This window comes from Runella limosa DSM 17973 (assembly GCF_000482465.1).
GTDB classification, from domain to species: Bacteria; Bacteroidota; Bacteroidia; order Cytophagales; family Spirosomataceae; genus Runella; species Runella limosa.
Genome location: NZ_AXVJ01000067.1, coordinates 13149 through 37089 on the forward strand (window position 1 = coordinate 13149; position 23941 = coordinate 37089).

Annotated in this window: 13 protein-coding genes; 5 read left to right on the forward strand and 8 right to left on the reverse strand. The window is 43.9% G+C overall.

Features of this window, described 5'->3' with window-relative positions:
• The first annotated feature begins 9 nt into the window (after positions 1-9).
• A complete protein-coding gene (locus tag K339_RS0108190) occupies positions 10-4350 on the forward strand; it encodes a T9SS type A sorting domain-containing protein (RefSeq protein ID WP_028523175.1) in 4341 nt (1446 codons plus the stop codon).
• 90 nt (positions 4351-4440) lie between these two features.
• Here K339_RS0108190 and K339_RS0108195 read toward each other — a convergent pair whose 3' ends face one another.
• The 6 genes from K339_RS0108195 to K339_RS32955 all read right to left on the reverse strand — a co-directional run bounded on the left by K339_RS0108195 (position 4441) and on the right by K339_RS32955 (position 15982).
• A complete protein-coding gene (locus K339_RS0108195; RefSeq protein ID WP_028523176.1) occupies positions 4441-7038 on the reverse strand; it encodes a transglycosylase domain-containing protein in 2598 nt (865 codons plus the stop codon).
• A 79-nt stretch (positions 7039-7117) separates the two neighbouring features.
• Positions 7118-7993: a transglutaminase family protein gene (locus K339_RS0108200; protein ID WP_028523177.1), complete on the reverse strand. Its 876-nt coding sequence runs from the start codon at positions 7991-7993 to the stop codon at positions 7118-7120.
• On the reverse strand, positions 7983-10550 hold the full coding sequence (locus K339_RS0108205; RefSeq protein WP_028523178.1) for a circularly permuted type 2 ATP-grasp protein: 2568 nt from the start codon (positions 10548-10550) through the stop codon (positions 7983-7985). Before K339_RS0108205 ends, K339_RS0108200 begins: the two co-directional genes overlap by 11 nt.
• Positions 10551-10579: 29 nt before the next feature.
• On the reverse strand, positions 10580-13981 hold the full coding sequence (locus tag K339_RS0108210; protein ID WP_028523179.1) for a transglutaminase family protein: 3402 nt from the start codon (positions 13979-13981) through the stop codon (positions 10580-10582).
• Positions 13982-14140: 159 nt separating this feature from the next.
• Positions 14141-14869: a LytR/AlgR family response regulator transcription factor gene (locus K339_RS0108215; RefSeq protein ID WP_229598714.1), complete on the reverse strand. Its 729-nt coding sequence runs from the start codon at positions 14867-14869 to the stop codon at positions 14141-14143.
• A gap of 84 nt (positions 14870-14953) precedes the next feature.
• On the reverse strand, positions 14954-15982 hold the full coding sequence (locus K339_RS32955; RefSeq protein WP_157607523.1) for a sensor histidine kinase: 1029 nt from the start codon (positions 15980-15982) through the stop codon (positions 14954-14956).
• Positions 15983-16233: 251 nt separating this feature from the next.
• On the opposite strand from K339_RS32955, the gene K339_RS0108230 reads away from it, so the two are divergent.
• From K339_RS0108230 to K339_RS0108240, 3 genes are all read left to right on the forward strand, one after another.
• Entirely contained in the window at positions 16234-18678 is a 2445-nt protein-coding gene (locus K339_RS0108230) for an outer membrane beta-barrel protein (protein ID WP_028523182.1), read from the forward strand.
• 101 nt (positions 18679-18779) lie between these two features.
• Positions 18780-20057: a nucleoside hydrolase-like domain-containing protein gene (locus K339_RS0108235; protein ID WP_037299680.1), complete on the forward strand. Its 1278-nt coding sequence runs from the start codon at positions 18780-18782 to the stop codon at positions 20055-20057.
• A gap of 67 nt (positions 20058-20124) precedes the next feature.
• A complete protein-coding gene (locus K339_RS0108240; protein ID WP_028523184.1) occupies positions 20125-21621 on the forward strand; it encodes a DUF1593 domain-containing protein in 1497 nt (498 codons plus the stop codon).
• A 113-nt stretch (positions 21622-21734) separates the two neighbouring features.
• On the opposite strand, the gene fahA is transcribed toward K339_RS0108240, so the two are convergent.
• Positions 21735-22928 (reverse strand): fumarylacetoacetase, encoded by a 1194-nt coding sequence (fahA, locus tag K339_RS0108245; RefSeq protein ID WP_028523185.1) that lies wholly within the window; start codon positions 22926-22928, stop codon positions 21735-21737.
• A 341-nt stretch (positions 22929-23269) separates the two neighbouring features.
• On the opposite strand from fahA, the gene K339_RS32965 reads away from it, so the two are divergent.
• Positions 23270-23611, forward strand: a complete 342-nt coding sequence (locus tag K339_RS32965) for a GxxExxY protein (RefSeq protein WP_051397881.1) — start codon at positions 23270-23272, stop codon at positions 23609-23611.
• 35 nt (positions 23612-23646) lie between these two features.
• Here K339_RS32965 and K339_RS0108255 read toward each other — a convergent pair.
• Positions 23647-23941, reverse strand: a 295-nt coding sequence (locus K339_RS0108255; RefSeq protein ID WP_028523186.1) for an integrase core domain-containing protein, incomplete at its 5' end; no start/stop codon positions are given.

Below are 23941 nucleotides of genomic sequence, written 5' to 3' on the forward strand. Positions count from 1 at the left end.
ACATGTCAAATGTCTATTTCTAAACCACGTCTTCTGTTTTTGTTTGTCTTGCTGTGTTGGGCAGCTGGACAAGCATGGTCTGCCCCCAACAAATCGCGCCGAAAAGTTTCATTAAAGGAACAAAATGGTAACTTTTCTTTAAAAGGAAACGAAGTAAAAGTTTCTAAAAATGAGCCTTGGGCGTTGATTGCCCCTTCGGCAGGTGGTACGATTGTTTCCGAAACTTTCGGAGTTATTTCGGTCAAAAAAATGTCCAATCCACCCGTTCTAAGTGTCTATGTGTGGTCTGGGGCAATCAGTACCGATTGGCATACGGCAGGCAACTGGCTCGTGAATAGTGCCGTGGCTACGGGTACGCCAAATTTTGGTTTTTTGATAGGTAACCATGTTCAAATTCCCGTTGTCGGAAATGGCAGGTATCCAGTAGTTACAGTCAACGCAGGGGCACGTTCGCTGACGATTGCAGCGGGGGCGAGTGTGACGGTTGCCAGCGGCGGTAAGTTGCGGGTTTCGGGTAGTGATACCGACGGTGTCACCAACTCAGGAACCTTTACCAACAATGGCACAACGGAGCTGGATTCAGCCTTCCGTGATGGGTTTATTAACCAAGCAGGAGCTTCGTTGGTAAACACAGCTACTTTTTCGGTTGCAAAGGGTACAGGTAGTCGTCTTAAAAATTCGAGTACCATTACTAACTCAGGTACTTTCAATGTTTATGGAGGGCTATCGTTGGGCTTTTATAATTATCCAGGCGCTAAGTTACTTAACACAACCTCTGGATCAGTTTTTAATGTAGAGAGCGGAAACAACGGTGGTGTTTCTAATGAAGGTAAAATTGACAATGCAGGTACTCTGATTGTGAGGTCTGGAGATACGGGGCCGCAGTTTATCAATGCCGATTCAGTGATAAATAGGGTAGGGGCAACCTTTGAAATAAAAGAGCACCAAGATGAGATTTTGCTTGACAATAAAAAATACCTGCTTAACGAAGGCTCGTTTATAGTAAGTAACGGAGGGGAAAAGGGTGGCGTTTACAACCGAAACGGGGCTAAATTGCTTAACACGGCTACTGCTAGTTTCATAATTGCATCGACTTCCCGTACTAATTTAAGAAATGAGGGGTATGTTGAAAACAACAATGTTTTTGAGACTAAAAATAACGCCGATAGTTCTGTGGTAAATAAGATGACGGGTAGTATTGTTAACAATGGAACTTGGGTGGTTAGGGGGAATAGCTTTGCTATATTTAACCAAGGAGGTGTTTCATTAGGAAGTGCAGGTACTTTTGATATTTCAAGTACGGGTGGTTCAGCAATAAAAAATTTGAATAGTTTTTTGACGTCAACAGGCTGTACAATAAAAATAGAATCGGCAAATTCTTCCATTCTTAACGGGCCAGGAGCACTTTTTGTGAACAATTGTAGTACTACGTTTCAATATTTGGGAGGCCCTCTTATTTTAAATAAAGGTCGTTATACGCACCTGAATGGAAGTATATCGGCGAGTTATTTCACAAACTTTCTGAAAAACGAAAAATACATGAGTGTCAATGTTCCTTTGACTCTAACTGGTAATCAGACAACTGGGGATGGAGTATTTGATAATAGTGATACGCTTATTGTAGGGGCAGCTATGGCTAGGACATGGTCAGCAACGGAGTATTTCATTAAGAACTCAGGTTATATGACCATTGATGGCCAGCAGAAAATAACTAGGGTATATAAAGTAATCGATAATTCAGGGACACTGATATTGCCTTCTACATTCGGTATAACTTCATTTTATATCGGACAACCAATCGTCAATTCAGGTACTATACGAAACGATGCTTCATTAGTCTTTTCTGAATTTGGGAGTCCTTTGTTAGATAATACAGGAACGTTCCACAACAATGGCCGTATAGAGGGGGGGCGTAATAGTTTTGGTGTAAGAAATAACGGTGGAACTATCATCAATGCGGGGGTTATCGAAATAGATACCGTGGGTACCAAAGGAATTGAACAACTCGGGACAAGCCCATCTTTTACCAATACTGCCACGGGGAAAATCTTACTAGATATGATTTCAATCGATGGGATTGGAGTAAGCCCAGCTACGGTAGCTGGAAATGTATTAACAATTACGGGCGGCGGAGATATTACGGTGACAGCAACCTATGCACCTTCGCCTTCATGTACATTTACTGCAACACAAACCATAACGGGTAAAGCCCTGCCAAATGCAGGTACAATTTCGCCATTGTCAGTTTGTGTTGGTAATATCATAACACTCACTTCCAATGGTTTAGGCGGTGGAACGTGGAACGGGAATAATAACTCAGTAGCAACAGTTAACCCTACTACAGGCCAACTAATAGGCGTAAGTGCTGGTTTTGTTCAAGTAACCTACCAAGTAAGTAGTAATGGGTGTTCAAATTCAGTAACAGCTTCTGTTCAAGTTAAAGCATTACCTACACTCACAGTAACAGGTGGATTGGTACCTAGCAGCCGTTGCCCAGTAGTGGATCCTGTTTCTATGTATTCAACCGTAAGTTGTGGAACAGAGAAAACGGTAGTGTGGTATGACGCCCCAACTGGTGGTAGTATCGTGTTGGTACCAAACCAGACGCCTTTGGTTACGAAAGATTATTATGTAGCGTGCAAGGATGTTCTGACTGGTTGTGAAAGTGCCGAACGTGCAAAAATTACTTTCACTGCTTTACCCGTGGGAGGTACCCCAACCAATGTAAGTTTGACGGCCGATGGACAAACAGTACCAGTTGGACAATCGGCTAGTTTTTGTGATTTGGTAGGCGCAGAGATTACGTTTTCTAACGCTTGTCCAAGTGGCCAGCAGTTATTAATTTCGGTCGATGGTGCTGAATATTCGGCTGCAATTCCAACCCAAATGGTGGATGGAAACAATCACAATTATCGGGTGCGTTGCCAAGCGGGTGCAGGTATTGAGGCGTGTATAGGCCCAGAATCGGGGGCGATGACACTCCGAATTTACCCCGCGCTACCTAAACCAGCTGCTACAATCTCCCCTTTAAGTATTTGTAGTTCAAGCGCATCTGTGCCGTTTTTGTCGAATGCTAATTGTGGAAATAACCTGACAGTTTGGTACAACGCTGCAACTAATCAGCCCGTAACCTTACCAAGTCAAACGCCAACAACGACCTCCTCTTACTATGTTAAATGCCAAAGTGCTGGTGGGTGTATGAGCGAAGCCAGTGATGTGGTTACTTTTACTGTTTATCAAGCTGGAGTAGCTCCAGTGGTGTCGGTCATTGGAGATGATAACCTATGTGCAGGTCAAACGGCTCGTTTGACAACCAATTGCCCTGCTGGCTCAACAGTGGTTTGGAATACAAACGTGAACGGAGCTACCCTAGAAGTAAGTTCTGCTACTATCTCAACGGCGTCATACAGCGCCAAATGTGTTTTGACAGGTGGTTGTGAGACACCAATGAGTGCGCCAAAAGTAATTAACTGGAGGGCATTTAGCTTAACGGTTTATAACGTGGGTAGTTCACAGTCTGGGGTTAAGTCGGGGGCTGTGGTTACGAAATCGGATTGGAGTGCTAATTTTATCACACCAGATGCTGGGCCTAGTCTTGAAAAAAGTACTCAAAATAACCCAACGGTTTACTTTGTAGAAAGTGTAAATAAAATTGCTCCTCGCTACTGGACGATAGAAGTAGAAACCTGTAATTTAGGCACCGACGGTTCAATTACGTATAATATGTCGGCGGCTCCCGAGACGGGCGTGGTGCGTTCGTACAATACCCATGAAAACAACGCTCCCTATTTTATGTATGCTAACCGTGACGGTTTCCGTGAACTTTACGCACAAAACCACCCTGCTTATGGGTTCTATCTTGACAATGGTAGCGGCGGAAATGTCTATGATGTAGGCTTGCCCAAAGGTTCTTATAAACTTGGTATTCGCTACTGGGATATGAAAGGGTGGGGAAGTATTTACCCTTCTACTCGTCAGGCGCAAGGCAATGTGCTTGCCTATCAAGAATTCTGGTTTAGAATCCAATCGAAAGATGGCATTGGAGTAGGAGCTGCAAGAGAAGCGGCTGAAAGCTTGGCGACAGTAGAGCAAAATGAACTCGCCGAAATCGCTCCTAACCCTGTTTCACAGACTCTTTACTTGAAGGTAAAAAATGTGAAAGGTGTTTCGGTCAACTTAGATTTGATAGATATTTCTGGCCGAAAAGTGCTTGGACGCTCGTTTGTGCCTGAATCTAACCAACACCAAGAGGAGTTCGACGTGAGTCAAATGGTCAATGGAATGTATTTTCTACGAGTCAATGCTGGGGCTAAACAAACCACTTTGAAGGTGCTAAAAATGAGCAAGTAACATTGGTCGCTCCGCTATAATAAAACCCCGTTTAACCTACTAAAGTTAAACGGGGTTTTTGCGTTATTGGATGTTATTTGAGGCCAATCATCAACGAGAATTTGTCGTGTCCACGGGCACTTGAGGGTCGTGGTCACTTTCATCAAACGTTGGTAGCATATCCAACGTATCATTCACCACGCTAGTCGAGTCAGCTATGGTTTCAATCGGTGAGGATGGTGCACAATCACGGTAACTTTTCAGGATAGCGATGGTTGGTTTGGGGAATGGTCCACGAACATAGCCAATATTAGGGTCATCATAGACTTTTTCCAAGAACCGTCCTACCAATGGAAGGGCTGTTTTGGCTCCTTCGCCTAGGTTTGTACTGCGGAAGTGGATACTTCGGTCGTCGCCGCCTACCCATGCACCTACCACAAGGTCTTTGGTGACACCCATAAACCAGCCATCGGAGTTGTTGGAAGTGGTTCCTGTTTTACCACCAATTTCAAATCCTTTTTTGAACAAACTACCGAAAGTCCACATATTTTGCGAAGTTCCTCCTGGTTCTTCAATACCGCCTTTGAGCATGTGAACCATCAAAAACGCCGATTCTTCGCTAATGACTTGTTTGCTTTTTGGGGCAAAACTTGCAATTTCACTGCCATTGGAATCTAAAATACGGCTTACAACGATAGGGTCTGTGTGTTTACCGTGATTAGGAAAAACGCTGTAAGCAGTTACCATGTCGAAAAGTGAGACGTCAAAAGGACCAAGTCCAATAGACGCCACGGGCTTTAGCGCAGTGGTTATTCCTAGTTTTTGGGCATATTTAACAACGGCTTGTGCCCCAATCCGATTGGTCAAATGCGCCGTAACGGAGTTGATAGAGCGAGCCAATGCCCTACGAAGTGTTAGTTCTTGGTAAGTAAAACCACCCGTAGAGTTTTTGGGCCGCCAAATGCGGGTTGTGTCTTTTCCTTTGACTTTCTCCCGAACTTCAATCTCAAACGGTTCGTCTCTCATTTTATCACAAGGAGAAAGATTAAAAGCCGAACTGTCGATGGCTGCGCAGTAAACAAACGGTTTAAAGGTTGAACCTGGTTGGCGTTTTCCTTGCTGAACGGCATCGTACTTGAAAAACTTGTAATTTAAACCTCCCACCCAAGCCTTTACTTGACCTGTGTAAGGATCCATGGCCATCATGCCCGCTCGTAAAATACGTTTGTAGTAATTGAGCGAATCTATGGAGCTCATCACGACTTTTTTATCCCGCCCCGTTTTCCAATCATAAATGGTCATGGTATCTTTTTTATTCATATAATACCAGATGGAGTCCTGACGGACGGTCGAGTCTAATTTGGCAAAACGCTTGGAAAGGGCTTTGTAGCGGTCGGTACGTTTGGCTACATCAGTGAGAAAGTTGGGAATTTCTACGCCTTTTTCATCACGCCACGGATTTTGGTTTATCCAGTGATTTTCAAACGTTTGTTGGAGCGATTTCATGCGTTCAAACGTAGCTTCTACGGCGTATTTTTGCATCCGTGAATCAATCGTTGTGTAGATTTTAAGGCCGTCTTTGTAAGGGTCGTAATCGTTTTCTTCTCCCCATTTTTCCATAAAATCTTCTACACTTCCGTTGAAATACTGATAAATCGCGTATTCGTTATCTTCGTCGTTAAAGCGCTCGGGAGTAAGTTTGAGGTCAATCGGCGATTTAGATAGCGAATCGACGGTAGTCTGTTTTAAATACCCGTATTTCACCATCTGATTCATCACGGTATTCCGACGAATCAGCGAGCGGTCATAGTTTTTAACGGGGTTGTAGAGGGTGGTTCCTTTTTGAAGCCCAACCAAGACAGCGGCCTCTTGAATAGTCAGGTTGTATGGCCCTTTATCGAAATAAAAACGAGCGGCTGTTTTGATTCCGTAGGTATTGTTTCCGTAGTCAACGGTGTTAAAATACATCGTCAAAATTTCCTCTTTGGAGAAATTTCGTTCGAGCCGAATGGCCGTTAACCACTCTTTGGTTTTGTACAATACCGTTCTAATCAAAGGAATATTGCCAAGTAATCCCCGTGCCGACTTACGGCGCGTGCGAAAAAGTTTTTTGGCCAACTGTTGGGTAATGGTACTACCCCCTCCACGTTCTCCGCCTTTCAAAATCCCGACGGCAACCCCAAAAAGTGCGCGCGAATCAATGCCTGAGTGCTCATAAAAACGAGCATCTTCCGTCGCAATGAGTGCTTTAACAAGGTAGGGCGACAAACTATCGAAATCGACGGGCGTGCGATTTTCGGTATATAATTTCCCGATAAGTTTTCCGTCTGCCGAATAAATCTCCGAAGCCTGCGCTACTTTCGGGTTTTGTAGTTCTTCGACACTCGGCATACTTCCGCAGAGCCACAAGAAGTTTGTTTCTACACAAAAGATGTAAAATACAAAAGCGCCAAATCCGTAAACAAATGTTTTCCAGGCGGTTATGACGGGCTTGTAGTAGGGGGAATTAACATCAACGCGTGCGTAGTAGTAATCCCAGAGTCGTTTTGTAAGCTGTTGGTATTGGTTGGTCCATTCGTTGAGACGATCGGGTCCCACGATTTTGGCGAGCAGTTGGTACAGCAAAGCCCCGAGCCATTTCCCAAATTTTCGAAAAGGCGTGGTGATTTTCTGCCAAAGTACTCCTATTTTCTCCAAAAAATCCTGCATATCTGATATTCTGAATGAGTTTTGGGGTCAAAGATAGGGTTATTGGGATAAATCAAAAAATGATGTTTGACCCAATTATTTATCGACCTTTTGGAATGACGTCAACGGCTACCGATAATGTGTGCCGTCCCGAACTAAAAATAATACCTTTTAGGGGAGCAATGTCGCTGTAATCGCGACCATAGGCTGTCACAATGTGGCGTTCTTGCGGAATCATGTCGTTGGTAGGGTCAAATTCGCACCAGCCAAAAGGCGGAATATAGACCGATACCCAAGCATGGGAAGCATCCGAACCTTGAAGCTTCTTTTTGCCAGGAGGCGGTAGGGTTTCTAGATAACCACTCACATAACGCGCAGGAAAACCCATGCTTCGTAAACTGGCAATGGCCAAATGTGAAAAATCCTGACAAACGCCTCGTTTTTCTTTGAGCACCGTTTGCAGGGGCGTTTGAACGGTCGTAAAATTAGAATCAAACTTAAATTCTGTAAAAATAGCGTGACAAAGGTCTTTGACGCAGGCGTAAAGTGGTTTGTCAAACAGAAAAAAGCGTTGCGCAAAGTCAGTAATTTCGTCGTCCCAAGCAATGAAATGACTAGGAAGTAGGTATTGAAGCAAGTCCACCTTCAAGGCGCGCGTACCCCAAATGTGTTCTTTGGCTGCTTGGCAGGTCATCGAAAGGTGCTCGTTGACAGGTTCTTTGGCAAAACTTTCTACATCGCTTTCGGCAATCACAATCAATTCTTTGTGAGCAACGTCAATTGAAAAATAATGGAGCGTATTGCCAAAAAAGTCGGTTCGGGTGACTATCTCGGCTGGAGCAGGTGAAATCCGTAATTCAAAGTGGCGACAAATTTGCGCCTCAAGTTGGCGTGGTTGCAGGCATACCAAACTATGATAGGTAGAGACAGACCCAAAATAGTTGTACTTGGTTCGGTGGGTAAGTTTATACCTCATTAGTAGCGTCGTTTACAGATTTTTCTACCAAGACAGACTGAATAAAGGTATGGGTAAAATAGGTGTCGGTGAGGCTCACCGTGACGGAGGAGATGAGGTTGCCCACGCGCGACAACAGCTGGTCAAAATCTTTTCGGAAAGGCTTGTTGGGAGAACCCAAAACAAGCCGCGAAACATCCGCTAATTTCATTTGTGTTGCTGCTTCTAGCACGGCTTTCTCCGCTTTGTTTAAACGGATAGTTGGCGAAACTTTGGGTAGTTGGGCCAGACATTGTGCCAACAAATCGAGCTGGTAGGCAATCGAATACGGAATTTTGTCGTCCATCAACACCATATCAAGCATGGTTTCGAGGTTAAAACTACTTTTGTACAGCTGACGGTAATGTACCAATAAGTAATGATTTGTCAATACGGCTTCTATCAGTTCGTTCTCGGTATTAACGTCATTTTTGAAACTAAAACATGAACGTAATACACTGATTTTGGCCAGAAGTCGCTCCACCAATTTGCCTGCTTCAAAGAGGTGATAGGCATGGTCGCGGGGCATTGATTCAGATAGGGTTCCGTAAAACGTAAATACCCGGCCGTGGAGCTTGTCCAATAAATTTTGAACGGAATTGTGGTTATGAATGTCCAAACTCTTGGTTTTCTTCAAGCTATTTTCCAACAGCGTTATAACCCGACGTGTATCATGATTCCAGCGGTCGCTTACGGCCAAGGCACTATTTAAAAATGACTGGACGTTGGAGGCGACAGTTCCTGATTTTTGACTGTTTTTTACCAATTCCCCCAGTTCTTTGTAAGGATTTTCGCGAATTTGGTCGTTTTTCTCGTCCGTAAACCCTGGGTAGGAGAGGGTAAGGTGCGTGGTCGATTTGAGTAATATGTCGATGTATTCCAACTTAAACGACCCGCGAAAATCGACGTTCTCGTTGATGGCGCTGATAACAATCCGAAGGAACTTCGTGAGCGACATGGTTCGCTCGGCATAACGCCCTGCCCAAAATAAATTTTCGGCACTTCGGCTTGGCAATGTACTGTGTGGCGTGGCGGTATTTTTGACCGTGTTGGTCATCCGACTTGGCGTTTCGGCCACCGTATCCGAAACAATCCACGTATCTTTTGAAATACCTCCGTACTGATTAGAAATAACGTAGCGGTCTTTTTCGGCCGAACTACGCGTCAGGCCACCCTGCAACATGCAATAATCAGAGCCGTTGGAGACCATATAAGCCCGCAAAGACGCCAAGCGGGGTTCTATTTTTCCATTGACCAACGACGGCGTAGTGGACAGGCTTACCTCCTCCTGCGCAACGTATTCGTGGGGCGTTTTAAGGATTTCGAGCCGAAGCTGTGCTAATGCTTCTTTGGACAATGTTTTGCCATAAACCGACCGAAACTTTTGTTTTCGATTGGCTTTTTTGATGATAAGTCGGTGCAAATTGTCCAACACATACCCTAGTTCCTTTTGCTGCCCACACCACCAAGTCGCAATGGAGGGCATGAGCAGGTCTTGTTGCAAGAAAAACTTGGAACAAGATTGCATAAAGGACAATAAAGCGCTGTTTTCAAGCGCACTGACGCCAGGAGGGTTGATGACAGCGACTTTCCCTGAGCGAATAGAATGCAGCAAACCTGGCACTCCAAGTCGAGAATCTTCGCGGAGCTCGAGGGGGTCAGACCAATCATCATCAACCCGCCGAATGATAACATCCACTTTCTCCAGCCCTTCCAAAGATTTTAACCATACGTAGCCATCCCTCACCACCAAGTCATCACCTTGCGCCAAAGTATAGCCAAGGTAAGAGGCCAAATAGGCATGTTCAAAGTACGTTTCATTGTTTGGCCCAGGGGTAAGATACACCACATTGGGGTTCTCTTTGGTGTGAGGAGCGAGGCTGAGAATTGTTTGGTGAATGGTATTAAAAAAAGGAAACAAGCGCCCAACGTACATCCCTTCCGTGAGTTCGGGAAGAAGCTTGCTCATAATTCGGCGGTTTTCGAGGGCATACCCAGCCCCAGAAGGCGCTTGGGTACGGTTGTCAACCAACCACATACGACGGTCGGGGCCGCGCGCGACGTCGGCGGCGTAGAGTAATAGCTGGTTTTCAGAAGGAAGTTTTACGTCAAAACAAGGGCGGAAAAATCCTGTGTTGTCAAAAATGAGCTCGGGTGGAAGAATGCCTTCGCGGACAAGGCGTTGCGGGCCATATATGTCCCGCAGCACCAAGTCCAAGACCTGCGCCCGTTGTTTCAAACCTAGCGTAATTTGCTCCCATTCTTTTTGTTCAATTAAAAAAGGGATGGGGTCAAGCTGCCAAGGGTGATTGAGCCCATCGGCACTTTCATAGACATTGTACGTAACGCCATTTTCTCGTAACCTGTTGATTATTTCTTGGTTACGATAGTCAAGTTCTTTTAACCCTATTTTTTCTAAAGATGCGAAAAGTTTGTTCCAATGTGGCTTCACCAGCCCATCGGCCCCAATAACTTCATCATACGTACTTATTTCGCGTCGATACGATTGGAGGAGGCTAGTTTGGGTATCAGTCAGCATCAAATAGGGTATTTAGAAAAACGTTTTTACTAACGCGCTCGCCAAAAACGGCGTAAGTCGAGCGTCGTTGGGTATTCAGGATTGATAAGTTCAATAGGGGTGTCAATTTTGAGGTCTTTTTTATTCTCGGCCATAAAACGCGAAACCGAAGCGCCTTGGTTTGTGATGACTTCGATGGCGTCTTGCTTGGCAGAAGGCGTATGCCCAAAATCCCAGAAACGACTAATTCGCCGCGATTCGGCCTCATAACTATTGACAGGATAGGTATCGAAGCTACGGCCGCCAGGGTGAGTGACAAAATACGTACAACCTCCCAGCACGCGGTTATTCCAAGTATCCACAATGTCGAATACCAAGGGGGCGTCCACACCAACTGTAGGATGCAGCGCCGACGGAGGGTTCCAGGCTTTGTACCGAATACCCGAGACGTATTCTCCCTTCACGCCTGTGCTGCGCAACGGCACACGGCAGCCATTACAAATCAGGATGTGACGTTCTTCAACAAAACCACTTACTTTGACTTGAAGGCGTTCGAGCGACGAATCGACAAAACGAGCCGTGCCAGCGCTGGAAAGTTCTTCACCCAAGACGTGCCAAGGCTCAATGCCCAGTCGCAAATCGAGTTGGATATTCCCTACCGAAATATTACCATAATGCGGGAAACGGAACTCAAAGAAGGCATCAAACCACGAAATGTCGAAGTGATAGCCTGCGTCTTTTAAGTCATTTACGACATCCACCATGTCGAGGTAAGCAAAGTGAGGTAACAAGAAGCGGTCGTGTAGCTCGGTGCCCCAGCGAATGAGTTTTTTCTTGTAAGGTTGTTTCCAAAATTTGGCAATCAACGCCCGCACCAAGAGGTTTTGCACCAAGTTCATGTGCTTGTGGGGAGGCATATCAAATGCCCTAAATTCGAGAATCCCCAAGCGTCCCGTAGAAGAGTCGGGCGAGTACAGTTTATCAATGCAAAATTCGGTACGGTGGGTGTTGCCTGTGATGTCCACCAACAGGTTTCTAAATATCCTGTCCACCATCCAAAACGGAACATCTTCGTTTTCAGGGATTTGGTCGAATGCAATTTCAACTTCGTACAAACGCTCATCGCGGCCTTCGTCGAAACGTGGTGCTTGGCTGGTAGGGCCAATAAATGGCCCCGCAAACAAATAACTCAACGCGGGGTGATGCTGCCAGTAGGTAAGCAAACTACGCAGCAAATCTGGCCGACGAAGCACGGGGCTATCGGCAGGTTTGGCGCCACCAATGGTCACGTGGTTGCCACCGCCCGTGCCTGTATGACGGCCGTCCACCATAAATTTGTCGGTGCCAAGGCGTGCTAGAAAGGCTTCTTCGTAGAGGGCAGTTGTGTTGTCAACAAGTTCTTGCCAAGTTTTAGAGGGGTGAATATTCACTTCAATTACCCCTGGGTCAGGCGTAACCATCAATTTTTGGATACGGTAGTCCGAAGGCGGTGTATAGCCTTCAATTCGCACAGGCATTTGTAGTTTCTCGGCCGTTACTTCTACCGAAGCTACCAAATCGAGGTAGTGCTCCAAATAATCGGTTGGGGGTAAAAAAACGTAAATGATTCCATCTCTTTCTTCTACCGACAGGGCCGTTGTGAAAGTATTCAATTCAAAAAGAATGGATTTATCTTCTTCATCTTCCGACTCGTTTTTGGAAGAGGTAGGTAGTTGATAATCAGGTGCAATGGCTCCGTATCTTTTTTCAGCAGCGGCATGGTGTGTTCCTAAGTCATCCAATTCTTCAAATGGACTCCGTTCTACGATTGGCTCTTTTTTGCTTTTTGCAACCTTAGGCAAAGATTCTAAAGGCAAACGCAAACCAGCGGGAGAGTTTCCAGGAATTAAAAAGACATGTTTTCTTCTAAATTCCCACAGACAGCTCGTCCAAGCGTTGGTTTCATACAGCCATTTGAGGGGCAACACGTAACCAGTAGGGTTGTTTAAGCCTTTTTCAAAAATTTTAGCCATTGTTTGCCGCTGAAGTGAATCTTTTAGATTCACTTCAAGTGGGTCAAGATTGACGGGCAGTTTGCCTTCTTCTAACGCCCAATAAATCGGGTCTTCGTAAGTTGGTTTTAGATTTTGAGGGTTGATTCCCAGGTACTTTGTTAGCTCTTGGGCAAAAATATGGGCATCTTCAAACGTATAATTTGTTTCATTTTCTTTGGCTACTAGCGCATCATTTTTCCAGATTGGCAAGCCATCTTTCCGCCAGTAAAGTGCATATTGCCAGCGCGGAAATAATTCGCCTGGGTACCATTTTCCTTGTCCGAAATGTAACAAACCACCGTGGGCAAAGCGATTTTTTAAGCGCAAAGCCAAGTCGTACGCCAGTTTTCGCTTGAGCGGGCCGTCGGCCGCGGAATTCCATTCGGGCGATTCGTAATCGTCAATCGAAACAAAGGTAGGTTCTCCGCCCATTGTGAGCCGTACGTCGCCGTCTTGTAAGTCTTTTTCGACAACATTTCCGACTTGCATAATGGCTTCCCATTGCGCCTCGCTGTAGGGTTTAGTGACCCGAGGGTCTTCGTGAATCCGAAACACTTGGTTGTCAAATTCAAACGAAACCTCACAAACGTCAGTGGCCCCCGTCACTGGAGCGGCACTTGCAAAGTCTGGCGTACAGCAAAGCGGAATGTGTCCTTCACTGGCAAACAGCCCCGAAGTAGGGTCTAGCCCAATCCAGCCTGCCCCAGGAATGTAGGCTTCTACCCAAGCGTGCAAATCGGTAAAATCTTTTTCAGGTCCTGAAGGCCCATCCAGCGATTTGACATCAGAAGTCAGCTGCACCAAATAGCCAGATACAAACCTCGCTGCAATTCCTAAATGACGAAGCACTTGCACGAACAACCAAGCCGAATCGCGGCAAGAACCGCTGCGTTTGGTGAGGGTTTCTTCGCAAGTTTGCACGCCAGGCTCCATGCGTACATTGTAAAACAAGTCGCTAAAAATCCGCTGATTTAGGTGTACCAAATAGTCAACGGTGTTTATATCGGTCGTGATTTTGTTTTGCTCAATCCAATCGACCAGCAATGACCCTGACTCGCGCGCTTCTAAATAGGGGAGTAGTTCTTTGCTCAAAAGGTCGTCGTACTTAAATGGGAATTTTGTGGCGTACTCTTCCACAAAAAAATCGAAGGGGTTGATGACCTGCATTCGGGCAATGACCTCTACTTCGACGCTTAACTCAGTGGTTTTTTCGGGAAAAACAACCCGCGCTTGGTAGTTGCCAAAAGGGTCTTGTTGCCAATTGATAAAGTGGTTCTTTGGCGAAATTTTGAAAGAATACCCTTCGATGGGCGTCCGTGAATGGGGCGCTGGCCGTAACCGAAATACGTGAGGAGAAAGGCTTACGCTACGGTCGAAGATGTACTTGGTTTTGTGGGAAATAGCAACTTTTATTGACATAGCCAGCAACGAAAAGTTAAGAAGTTAACAGTGGGTTGACAAGAAACCGTCGAAAGACGTTCTATGTAAAAAAAGCAAAAAATGTTGGATAAAATAAGCCCAGACCTGAAAAATTATACTTTTCCTTCGAGGAGTAATAAGCGGTTGGAGGCCGTTCATTCAAAGTCCCAGACTTTTTAGAAATCCTTCGCGGTAACTACTACCAATGGGTACCTCATGGGACTGGATAAAAACGCGGTTTCCCTCGATGTGGGTGATTCTAGCTTTATTAATCAAAAACGAACGATGCACCCGTAAAAAATGCGTTGACGGAAGTAATTCCTCAAAACTTGAAAAAGTCATACTTGGAAGCAGCGTATGTTGCGTGGTGACAACCTTCGTGTAATTCCCCTGCGCTTCTGCAAACAGCAAGTCGTCGTGCATGATTTTGAAAATTTTGCCATCTGCTTTCAGAAATAAATAATCTTCTTGCCTGTCGTAAGAAAGGTTTCCCCCATTGGGAGGGGTGGTGCGCCACTGCGACGCCGTGCGGCTTAGGGGGCTTTTGTCCAATGCTTTGTCCACTGCCACAATAAAGCGTTCGAGTGAGAAAGGTTTTAGCAAATAGTCACAAGCGGCCAAATCGAACGCATCGACGGCATATTCTTTGTAGGCCGTCGTAAAAATGACTTGTGGTGGATTTTTTAAGGTTTTTAAAAATGAAATGCCATTTAAGACGGGCATATTGATGTCCAAAAACAGGAGGTCGATTTGTTGAGTTTGTAACATCGACTTTGCTTCCAAAGCATTGCCACAAGCTGCCACAACTGTCAAAAAGGGTAAGTGGCTGCAATATGCTTTGATGATTTCTCGCGCAATGGGCTCATCGTCAACAATTAGGCAGTTCATTTGGGGCATAGTTGAATTAGGAAGTAAAAATTAGGAGGTAAGAAATCGAAAATTACTCATATCTCCTAACTCATCGCTCATCATTTACTTCATCTTCAGTCGCAACATGATTTGATAAAAACCCTCTTCTTCTTCAATTCTTAACTCATGTTCGTTTGGGTAAAGCAATTCTAGTCGTTTTCTAATACTTGCCAGACCAAAACCGCTGTGTTTGTCAATCACATTTTCGCCTTCTTGCGGCAGACTAAATGAATTTTTTACGGAGAATAGAATTGAATCTGCCCAGGTTTTGAGGGTGATTTCTACAAAAATATGTTCTTCAGCAGTGTTTTTGGAGTGTTTAAAGGCATTTTCGATAAATACAATCAGCAACATGGGGGCGATTTTGATGTCGGGGCTAGGAAGTGACTCGAATGTGCTGGTGAGCATTAGCCGTTCGCCAATGCGTATTTTCTCAAAATCAATGTAATTGTTGATGTAGGTCAGTTCGTCTTTCAACGGGACAAATACTTCTTTGGTGTCATAGACCGAATACCGCAACAAATCGGCCAATTTTAATAAAAGTGGCGGGATTTTTTCGTGCTGGGTAATCGATAATCCGTACAAATTATTGAGTGTATTGAACAAAAAATGGGGACTTAGCTGCGATTGTAGTAGCTGCAATTCACTTTTACTGTGGGCGGCCGACGTTTGGGCTTCGCGCAATTGAAATTGAACATTGTGCCTAACTATTTTAATCAAACCACCCAAAAGCAACGGGATAAATACGAGCGGAATCCAAAATAAAAATTTGATGAGTCTATTTCCCTGAAAAGGAAGGACAAATACCGCGACAATACACCCAATAATCAACAAAATCATTGCAATAACGTATTCATTATCAATGGGTTTTTTGAAAGAAATCCAGAGTTGAGAAAGATGCCTTCCCGCAAATACGCCTATAATAAATAAAAAAGTAATGGCTGAGGCCGTGGCTTCATCTTCGTGAACTCCCACGTTTCTGACGTAGATTTCAATCATCAAAAATGAAGGAACGCTGAAAAGAAGCGATAGGTAAATATAGAGCTGTTTCCCGAAAAAAGAGGTTAGCCAGTGATTTTGTGGAGTACTCATGGGCGTACTGTTTACGTGTGTTGATTGAACTGGCAGCAAAGTTGAATAATTCGGGAAATGCAAGGTTATTTTCAGGACGAACACTTCCAAAACGCTGACGGAAACCTTGTGGAAGACCACCAACCAGTTCGACACCCAAAATCAGTATTCTGTCAGACTTTTGGCAAGATACGACAGGTTTTTTTTAGCGCGCAAAACTGCCAACGCAAATTTGCTTCGTCAAAATTGACCAACGCTTAAAAAACACCTACATGAAACCAGCAGCCATTTTGTTATTGACCTTTTTGTCATTTACGCTCTTCGCCCAAACGGCTTCCAGAAACATCAGTGGAACGGTAAAAGACACCCAGAATGAAACCATTCCTGGAGCTACGGTAAAACTTTTAAAAGCCTCGGATTCGACCATGATTTTGGGAGAAATTACCAATTCAGACGGTAAATTTCAGTTCAATAAACTACCCAATGGTGCTTACCTACTGGCCATTACGGCCATGGGGCAAAAGCTTTTTATGAGTACGATATTGACGCTGGACGATGCTCGAACTACCCTAGTATTGCCTATTATCGTGCTTTTACCCGCCAAAAACATCGAATTGAAAGAAGTAGTCGTCAAGGCCAAACGCCCGTTGATTGAACAAGATATTGACAAGACGATTGTCAACGTCGAATCCATGATTAGCAGCGCTACGAGCAACACTTTGGAAGTACTGGAAAAAACACCTGGGGTGACCATCGGGATGAACGGGGAGATTAGCCTCAACGGAAAAAGCGGCATTTTGGTGCTGATTGACGGTCGGGCTACGTATATGTCGGGGCAAGATTTGGCGGCGTACCTCAAATCACTGCCAGGAGGCTTGTTGGATAAAATTGAATTGATGGACAATCCGTCGTCAAAATATGATGCAGCGGGCAACGCCATCATTAATATTCGTTTGAAAAAGAACCGAGTAGGTGGGTTTATGGGAAGCGTTTCAATTGCTTCTAGCCAAGGAGTTTATGGAAGAAACAATGGCGCAATGAACCTGAACTACAATCATAAAAAGTTGAATGTGTTTGCCAATTTGGGAGCCAACCGTGAAAAAAACTATAACCTAGATGTATTTGACCGACGCTTTTACTCGGCAGTGGGGCAGCAACTTTCTAATGTTGAATTGCTTAACAATGCGGTTACGAATGCCAAAAGCCTGAATGCTATTTTGGGAGTAGATTATACCGCAAGTGCAAAAAATACCTACGGGTTTTTGTTGAACTTGAACGGTGGAAATCGAAGTTCAGTGACTGATTATCAAAGCAATAACTACAATGCTGCCCGCTTGCTGGACGCAGTAGGGAATGGGGTAACTGGAATTAACGACAAAAGAAAAAACGTGGGTGCTAACCTCAATTTTCAGCATAAATTTAACACCAAAGGCCGCGAATTGATGGCGGACTTGAACTATCTTAATTATCTTTCTAATGGCAACCAACGGGTTCGGAATTTTAGTTATTGGCCCGAAGGTACGTTGAACGATAGCGAAGAATTTCTGTACCTCGTACCCAGTAAAATCAAAATCTATACCGCGAAAGTGGATTATATCCATCCCTTCAAAAACAAAGGTAGTTGGGAAGCGGGTGTCAAATCGAGTGTGATTGATAACGACAATCGCTCGGATTATTTTGACGTCATTGGCCTAACCCAACGCATCGACAACACGAAATCGAATCATTTTAAGTACCGCGAAAACATCCATGCAGCCTACCTAAATACCCGAAAAGAGTGGAAACGGGTGGGAGTGCAGCTTGGGCTACGCGCCGAAACGACCCAAGCGTGGGGCAATCAATTAGGCAATGAAGCGGTGAAAGGAAGTACGTTTACCAAAAATTATACAAAGCTGTTTCCTGCGGTTTTTGTCAACTATAAACTGGATAGTTTGAACAGAAATTCGTTGAATTTGAGTTTTTCTCGTCGAATAAATCGCCCCGATTACCAGTCGTTTAATCCGTTTGTGTTTTTTAGAGACCAATATTCTTATACCGCTGGCAATCCGTTGCTATTGCCCCAGTACCAAAACCGCTTTGAGTTGAAATTTCAACACAAACATTGGCTACAAATGGGGTTGAGTTACAATCATTTTACCAATCTTATTTTTCAAACGACAGAGGCTGTGGACACGATTTTTATTACTCGCCCCAACAACGTTGCCAAGGGTTCTATGCTGTTGCTGAACACCACCGTGTCTGCTTCGCCAACCAAATGGTGGAATTTGATTTACACGTTGCGATTATCGAAACTGGGCCTCAATGGGATGAGTTATACCGAAAAATTGGATCTAACGGCTTACATCGCGCGGTTTGAGGTTTATAACCAATTTCGATTTGCCAAAGGATGGAGCGCCGATTTGTCGGGCTATTATGCAAGTTCAGACCTCAACGGGCAGGCATATACCGCTGGCATGTACCGAGTGTGGGTGGCAGTTCAGAAGAAAATTTGGAAAGATAAAGCCAGCCTTCGACTTACCGTTGATGATATATTTCACTCGTGGATACGTCACAACCGCTCGGTCGGTATCAAGCAAGCTCAGTTTTTTCAGACCAATGAATCAGACACCCAGCGAATAGGAGTTGCTTTTTCGTATCGCTTTGGAAAGGATGCTTTTGCCCGCAAGCGACGACACAACGATAATGCGGCCGACGATGAAAAAGGAAGGGTGCAATAAGTTAGAAGATTATCGAAAATTTATTATTATTTTCGATAATCTTCTTTTTTGTGTGTATAATTGCGTATTATTTCAAAAAAATACTGTTAAAAGATAATTTGATGCGCACTTTTATACTGCTTTTGTTTCTTTTTGGAACAAGCTTTTTTGGACTTGCATGGGCCCAGCCCAAAGAAAAGCCACGCATTATTGTCAGCACCGACATTGGTGGAACCGACCCTGACGACAATCAGTCGATGATTCACTTGATGATGTATTCTGATTTGTTCCAAATTGAAGGACTAATTTCATCGCCGTTTGGAAAAGGAAGAAAGAAAGATTTGTTGGATATGATTGACCTGTACGAAAAGGATTTTTCTCAATTGGTGGCTCACAATAAAAACTTAGCAACGCCCGACCAACTGCGTCAAGTTTGTAAGCAAGGAACCATTCCAGAAGCACCATACAAAGGCTATTCGAGTTCAACGGAAGGGTCGGAGTGGATTGTGAAATGTGCCAAAAAGAAAAGCAAACAACCGCTTTGGGTGCTGGTATGGGGTGGTTTAGAAGACCTTGCGCAAGCGCTGCACGACGCCCCCGAAATTGAACAGAAAATAAAGGTGTATTGGATTGGTGGCCCCAACAAAAAATGGAGTGTAAATGCGTATTCCTACATCGTGTCACACCATCCCAACCTGTGGATGATTGAGGCCAATGCGACCTACCGAGGTTGGTTTATGGAAGACGAAAAAGCCCCCAAAAATATGAGTGGGGGTGCTTATTATGAGTACTTTGTGAAAGGTCACGGGGCAATGGGTGCTGATTTTGTTAATCATTATAAAGGCCACGTTAAAATGGGAGATACACCTTCTTTGGCCTACTTAATGTTTGGAAACCCACTAAACCCTGAGGGGGAAAGTTGGGGAGGGAAATTTGTTCCCATTCGCCGAAGTTCAAGAGCTATTTTTGAACGAAATACCACCATTGCCGACACCATTCCAGCCTACGGAATTATAGAATGGCGCTTCAAAGGGCCTGCCTTGCCTATTGCTAAAGATTCAACTTGTTTTACGTTGGAAGCGCAGAATCAACAATGGCCTGGGTATTATTTAGGGAATGGCGTGTATGCAGTACGTTATTCGTCGAAAAAACCTGAAGTTGGAAATTACGTACTCCACAGCCCAATCAAGGAATTAGACGGACAAAAGGGGGCGTACGTCAGCACAGTGCCTTGGCCTGGCAAACCCAATAAACAGGATTATCCACTGGGTAAAAATTGGTACAGTGATTTACCAAACCCTGCCTTGTTTTTAGGGGAACAACAAGGGGCACGAACCATTTCCAAATACCGTGAAGCTTATCTATCAGATTGGGCAAAACGCTGGGCGTGGATAAAGTAAGTAGAGAAAATGAGCGAAATAATTCTTTAAGTAAAAGAAAGAAAAAATAACAAAAACAAAAAAATCGATGAGAAAAAACATCTTGCTCTTGTGTGTTATTTGTATTTGGGTGGCGAATATAGGTTTTGCCCAAACTTCCAAACCGCGTACCATCGTCACCACCGACGGAGAACTGGACGATGTGGATTCGTTTATCCGAATGTTGCTTTATTCCAATGAATATAAGGTGGAAGGTTTGATTGTCAGTAGTTCACAATGGCATTACAAAGGCGATGGCAAAGGGACGAAGTTTACGTCCGAAATGGAAATGACCAAAAAGATGTACGGCGAACGTACCGAACTCCGTTGGCCAGGCGAACAGTGGATTTATGATTTGGTGGACGCTTACGGCAAAGTATATCCAAACCTCATCAAACACTCGAAAGACTTTCCGACGCACCAATATTTAAGAGACAGAATCCGCATCGGAAACATTGATTTTGAGGGAGAAATGGCCAAAGACACCCCAGGGTCAGACTTTATTAAAGCTAAGTTGTTGGATGATGACACGACACCGCTTTACTTACAAGTATGGGGAGGGACAAACACCATTGCTCGCGCCTTAAAAAGCATTGAAGATACCTATAAAAATACCCCACAATGGAATAAAATTTATAGCAAAGTTTGCCAAAAAGCCATTCTTTACGCGATTCTTGACCAAGATGCCACGTACAAAAAATACATCGAACCAAATTGGAAAGACATCAAGGTGTATTATAATTCAAACCAATTTTGGAGTTTTGCCTACTTTTGGAAAAGAGCTGTGCCTGAGCAGCTTCACCCATATTTAGAGGGTAAGTTTATGGGCGACATTATCAATAACCACGGGCCATTGTTGAAAAAATATTATAGCTACGGCGATGGTAATCCTCCTTTGGGTGAAATTGAGGATATTTATAGTAGCATGGAAAAAGCCAAAAAGAACCAATGGGGAAGTTTTGGGCAGTATGATTTTATTTCGGAAGGCGATTCTCCAGCGTTTTTACACTTGGTAAATGTGGGTTTGAATAACCTCGAAAATCCACAAGATGGTGGTTGGGGCGGGCGTTTGGTGCAATCTACGGTTACGCCGAGCCGCTGGGAAGATGGAGATGCAGCCTCTGACTATAACCCATTCACCAAACAAATGGATAAGGCATTTGCCCAAACTCGTTGGATTCCAGCGATTCAAAACGACTTTGCCGCACGGGCTGATTGGTGTATCAAAGATTTCAAAAATGCCAATCATGCTCCGAAGGTGTCAGTTGCCAGTAAACAGTTATCAGTTACTCGTGGGCAGAAAATTGTGTTAAAACCAACTACTTTCGATCCCGATAGAAACAACGTTTCGCTTAAATTTTGGCAATACAAAGAAGTGGGCACTTGTAAAGAAGAAACTGTAATCACCCAAAATGGAAATAATGCTGAAATTACGATTCCAGCAGCGGCTAAAAAAGGGGAAACCATTCACATCATCGTCGAAGCAGAAGATAATGGTTTGCCAGCACTTACCCGTTACCAGCGAGTAGTTTTGACAGTCAAATAATACTGTAAGTTGATTGAGTAGGCCCCAAACTATGATTTGGGGCCAATAAGGTTTTGCGTCTCTGACGCTTACTGAGAAGACCTTCCAAGTTTCTAAAGCTCGGAAGGTCTGGTTTAAACAGCAGGCAGCACCGTATTTCTAACTTCTCCAAAATCCACCCGAATCCCGTCTTTTTCGGCATAACCACGAATAATGATGGTGTCATAGTCCTCCAAAAAGCGTCGTTCAGTGCCATCTGGTAAAAGAATGGGATTTTTGCCACCCCAGGTTAGTTCTAACAATGAGCCAAAACTTTCGGGTTCTTTGCCCGAAATCGTCCCCGATGCGAGTAAGTCGCCGACGTTCAAGTTACATCCATTGACCGTATGATGGGCAATCTGCTGGGACACGCTCCAATAGAGGTTTTTAAAGTTGGAATGACAAATTTTTGTCTCCGTTCCAGCGGCGGTTTGAAGATATACTTCCAACTCCACATCAAATAAATGGCGATTTTCCTCTTGCAAATAGGGCAACACGGTAGGCGTTTGGGGGGCGACTGGAACTTTAAAAGGTGCTAGGGCTTTGATGGGAATCACCCACGGAGAAACGGATGAAAAAAAGTTTTTGGCCAAAAAAGGGCCTAAAGGAACGTATTCCCATTTCTGAATATCACGGGCCGACCAGTCGTTAAACAGTTGAAATCCAAAGATATACTCTTCAGCTTCGTTCACATCGACAGACTCGCCCAATGAATTTGATTTGCCGATGACGGTTGCCATCTCCAGTTCAATGTCAAGCCGTTTAGTGGGCGAGAAAAAAGGAGGTTGGCTTTCGTCGGGACAAAGTTGTCCTTTGGGGCGATGAAAATTGGTGCCCGAAACGGCGATGGAACTAGCTCGGCCGTGGTACGCAACAGGAAGGTGTTTCCAATTGGGAAGCAGGGCATTTGCAGGGTCACGAAACATCATCCCAACGTTAGTGGCATGTTGTTCGGAGGAATAAAAATCAGTGTAATCTCCAATCTTGACGGGTAAGTGAAGTTGTACATCTGTTTCGTTGTAGAAAACAGAAGTAGGGAGTTGTTGAGGCTGCGCTAAAACTTCCTGAAGTCGAGTTCGTACGGCATTGGTTTTATTTTTTCCCAATGCGATAAACTCATTGAGGTATTCTTTGGTAAAAACAGATTTAGGGATTTTAAGGTCTTTAAAATATCCCAAATTTGCCAATGCTGCTATGTCAACTACCTGAGAGCCAATGATTGTTGCTACTTTTTTGCGACGATTTTTAACCGTGAAAATGCCAAAAGGGATTGTATCGATCGTAAACATGTTTTTGAATTCGTTTTAATCTATGATTTCTATTGTGACAACTTCTATGTTTCTATGTGGTAAAAAAATTTAAACACATAGGTACATAGGATTTACACATAGGGTCACATAGCAACTCCTATGATTTCTATTGTGACAACTTCTATGTTTCTATGTGGTAAGAAAAAATTTAAACACATAGATATATAGGATTTACACATAGGGCCACATAGCAACTTCTATGTTTCTATGTGGTAAAAAAATAAACATACAGCAATATTTATGTGACTATAAGGTAAAAGAATACTAAAATCATGTATCCAATAGTGCAAAACTCTGTCTATGTAGAAACATGAATACTAATGATAACAAAAAAGGCAATTAATGACCTATCCTACGAAATCATTGGAGCGGCAATTGAAGTTCATAAAGTCCTTGGCCCAGGCTTGTTAGAAAGTAATTATGAGAAAGCATTGATTCATGAACTTTCGCTTCGTGGTTTACGTACCAAAAGCCAACAGATAATTCAAGTACCTTACAAAGAAATTTTGCTCGATTGCGAGCTGAGGTACGATATTCTGGTCGAGGACTTGGTACTAGTAGAAAATAAGGCTGTTTTAGAAATTCACCCTATTTTTGAAGCAACTTTATTGACCTACATGAAACATCTAAAAATTCCCAAAGGAATCTGTGCTAACCGCTAATTATTGGACACGTAAATGATAGAAAGTTAGAGACTTCAAGCACAGATTTTTGTCTTATTTTGAGTTAAATTTTTCATGTCAATGTTATGTTTGAGCAAATACTTGTAAGGGCTTTGAAAGTTGATTCCTCCATGTATTCTCTCGAAATTATAAAAACTTCTAAATTCCTCCAATGTTTCTCGAGCTTGCTTCAAATCGTCAAATTCAAACCTCTGACATACAGAGCTTTCCATGATGGAATGGTAGGCTTCGATGTGCGCATCTTGTTGGGGTGTTGCAGGTTTTGTGAATTCTTGTTTGACTTGTTTATCTCGAAAATATTGTTGGACT

Bases quoted from the DNA above. Each gene is read 5' to 3' on its own strand.
- K339_RS0108190 (WP_028523175.1), top strand. From the start codon at position 10: ATGTCTATTTCTAAACCACGTCTTCTGTTTTTGTTTGTCTTGCTGTGT.
- K339_RS0108195 (WP_028523176.1), bottom strand. From the start codon at position 7,038: ATGCAGGATTTTTTGGAGAAAATAGGAGTACTTTGGCAGAAAATCACC.
- K339_RS0108200 (WP_028523177.1), bottom strand. From the start codon at position 7,993: ATGAGGTATAAACTTACCCACCGAACCAAGTACAACTATTTTGGGTCT.
- K339_RS0108205 (WP_028523178.1), bottom strand. From the start codon at position 10,550: ATGCTGACTGATACCCAAACTAGCCTCCTCCAATCGTATCGACGCGAA.
- K339_RS0108210 (WP_028523179.1), bottom strand. From the start codon at position 13,981: ATGTCAATAAAAGTTGCTATTTCCCACAAAACCAAGTACATCTTCGAC.
- K339_RS0108215 (WP_229598714.1), bottom strand. From the start codon at position 14,869: ATGAACTGCCTAATTGTTGACGATGAGCCCATTGCGCGAGAAATCATC.
- K339_RS32955 (WP_157607523.1), bottom strand. From the start codon at position 15,982: ATGAGTACTCCACAAAATCACTGGCTAACCTCTTTTTTCGGGAAACAG.
- K339_RS0108230 (WP_028523182.1), top strand. From the start codon at position 16,234: ATGAAACCAGCAGCCATTTTGTTATTGACCTTTTTGTCATTTACGCTC.
- K339_RS0108235 (WP_037299680.1), top strand. From the start codon at position 18,780: ATGCGCACTTTTATACTGCTTTTGTTTCTTTTTGGAACAAGCTTTTTT.
- K339_RS0108240 (WP_028523184.1), top strand. From the start codon at position 20,125: ATGAGAAAAAACATCTTGCTCTTGTGTGTTATTTGTATTTGGGTGGCG.
- fahA (WP_028523185.1), bottom strand. From the start codon at position 22,928: ATGTTTACGATCGATACAATCCCTTTTGGCATTTTCACGGTTAAAAAT.
- K339_RS32965 (WP_051397881.1), top strand. From the start codon at position 23,270: ATGATAACAAAAAAGGCAATTAATGACCTATCCTACGAAATCATTGGA.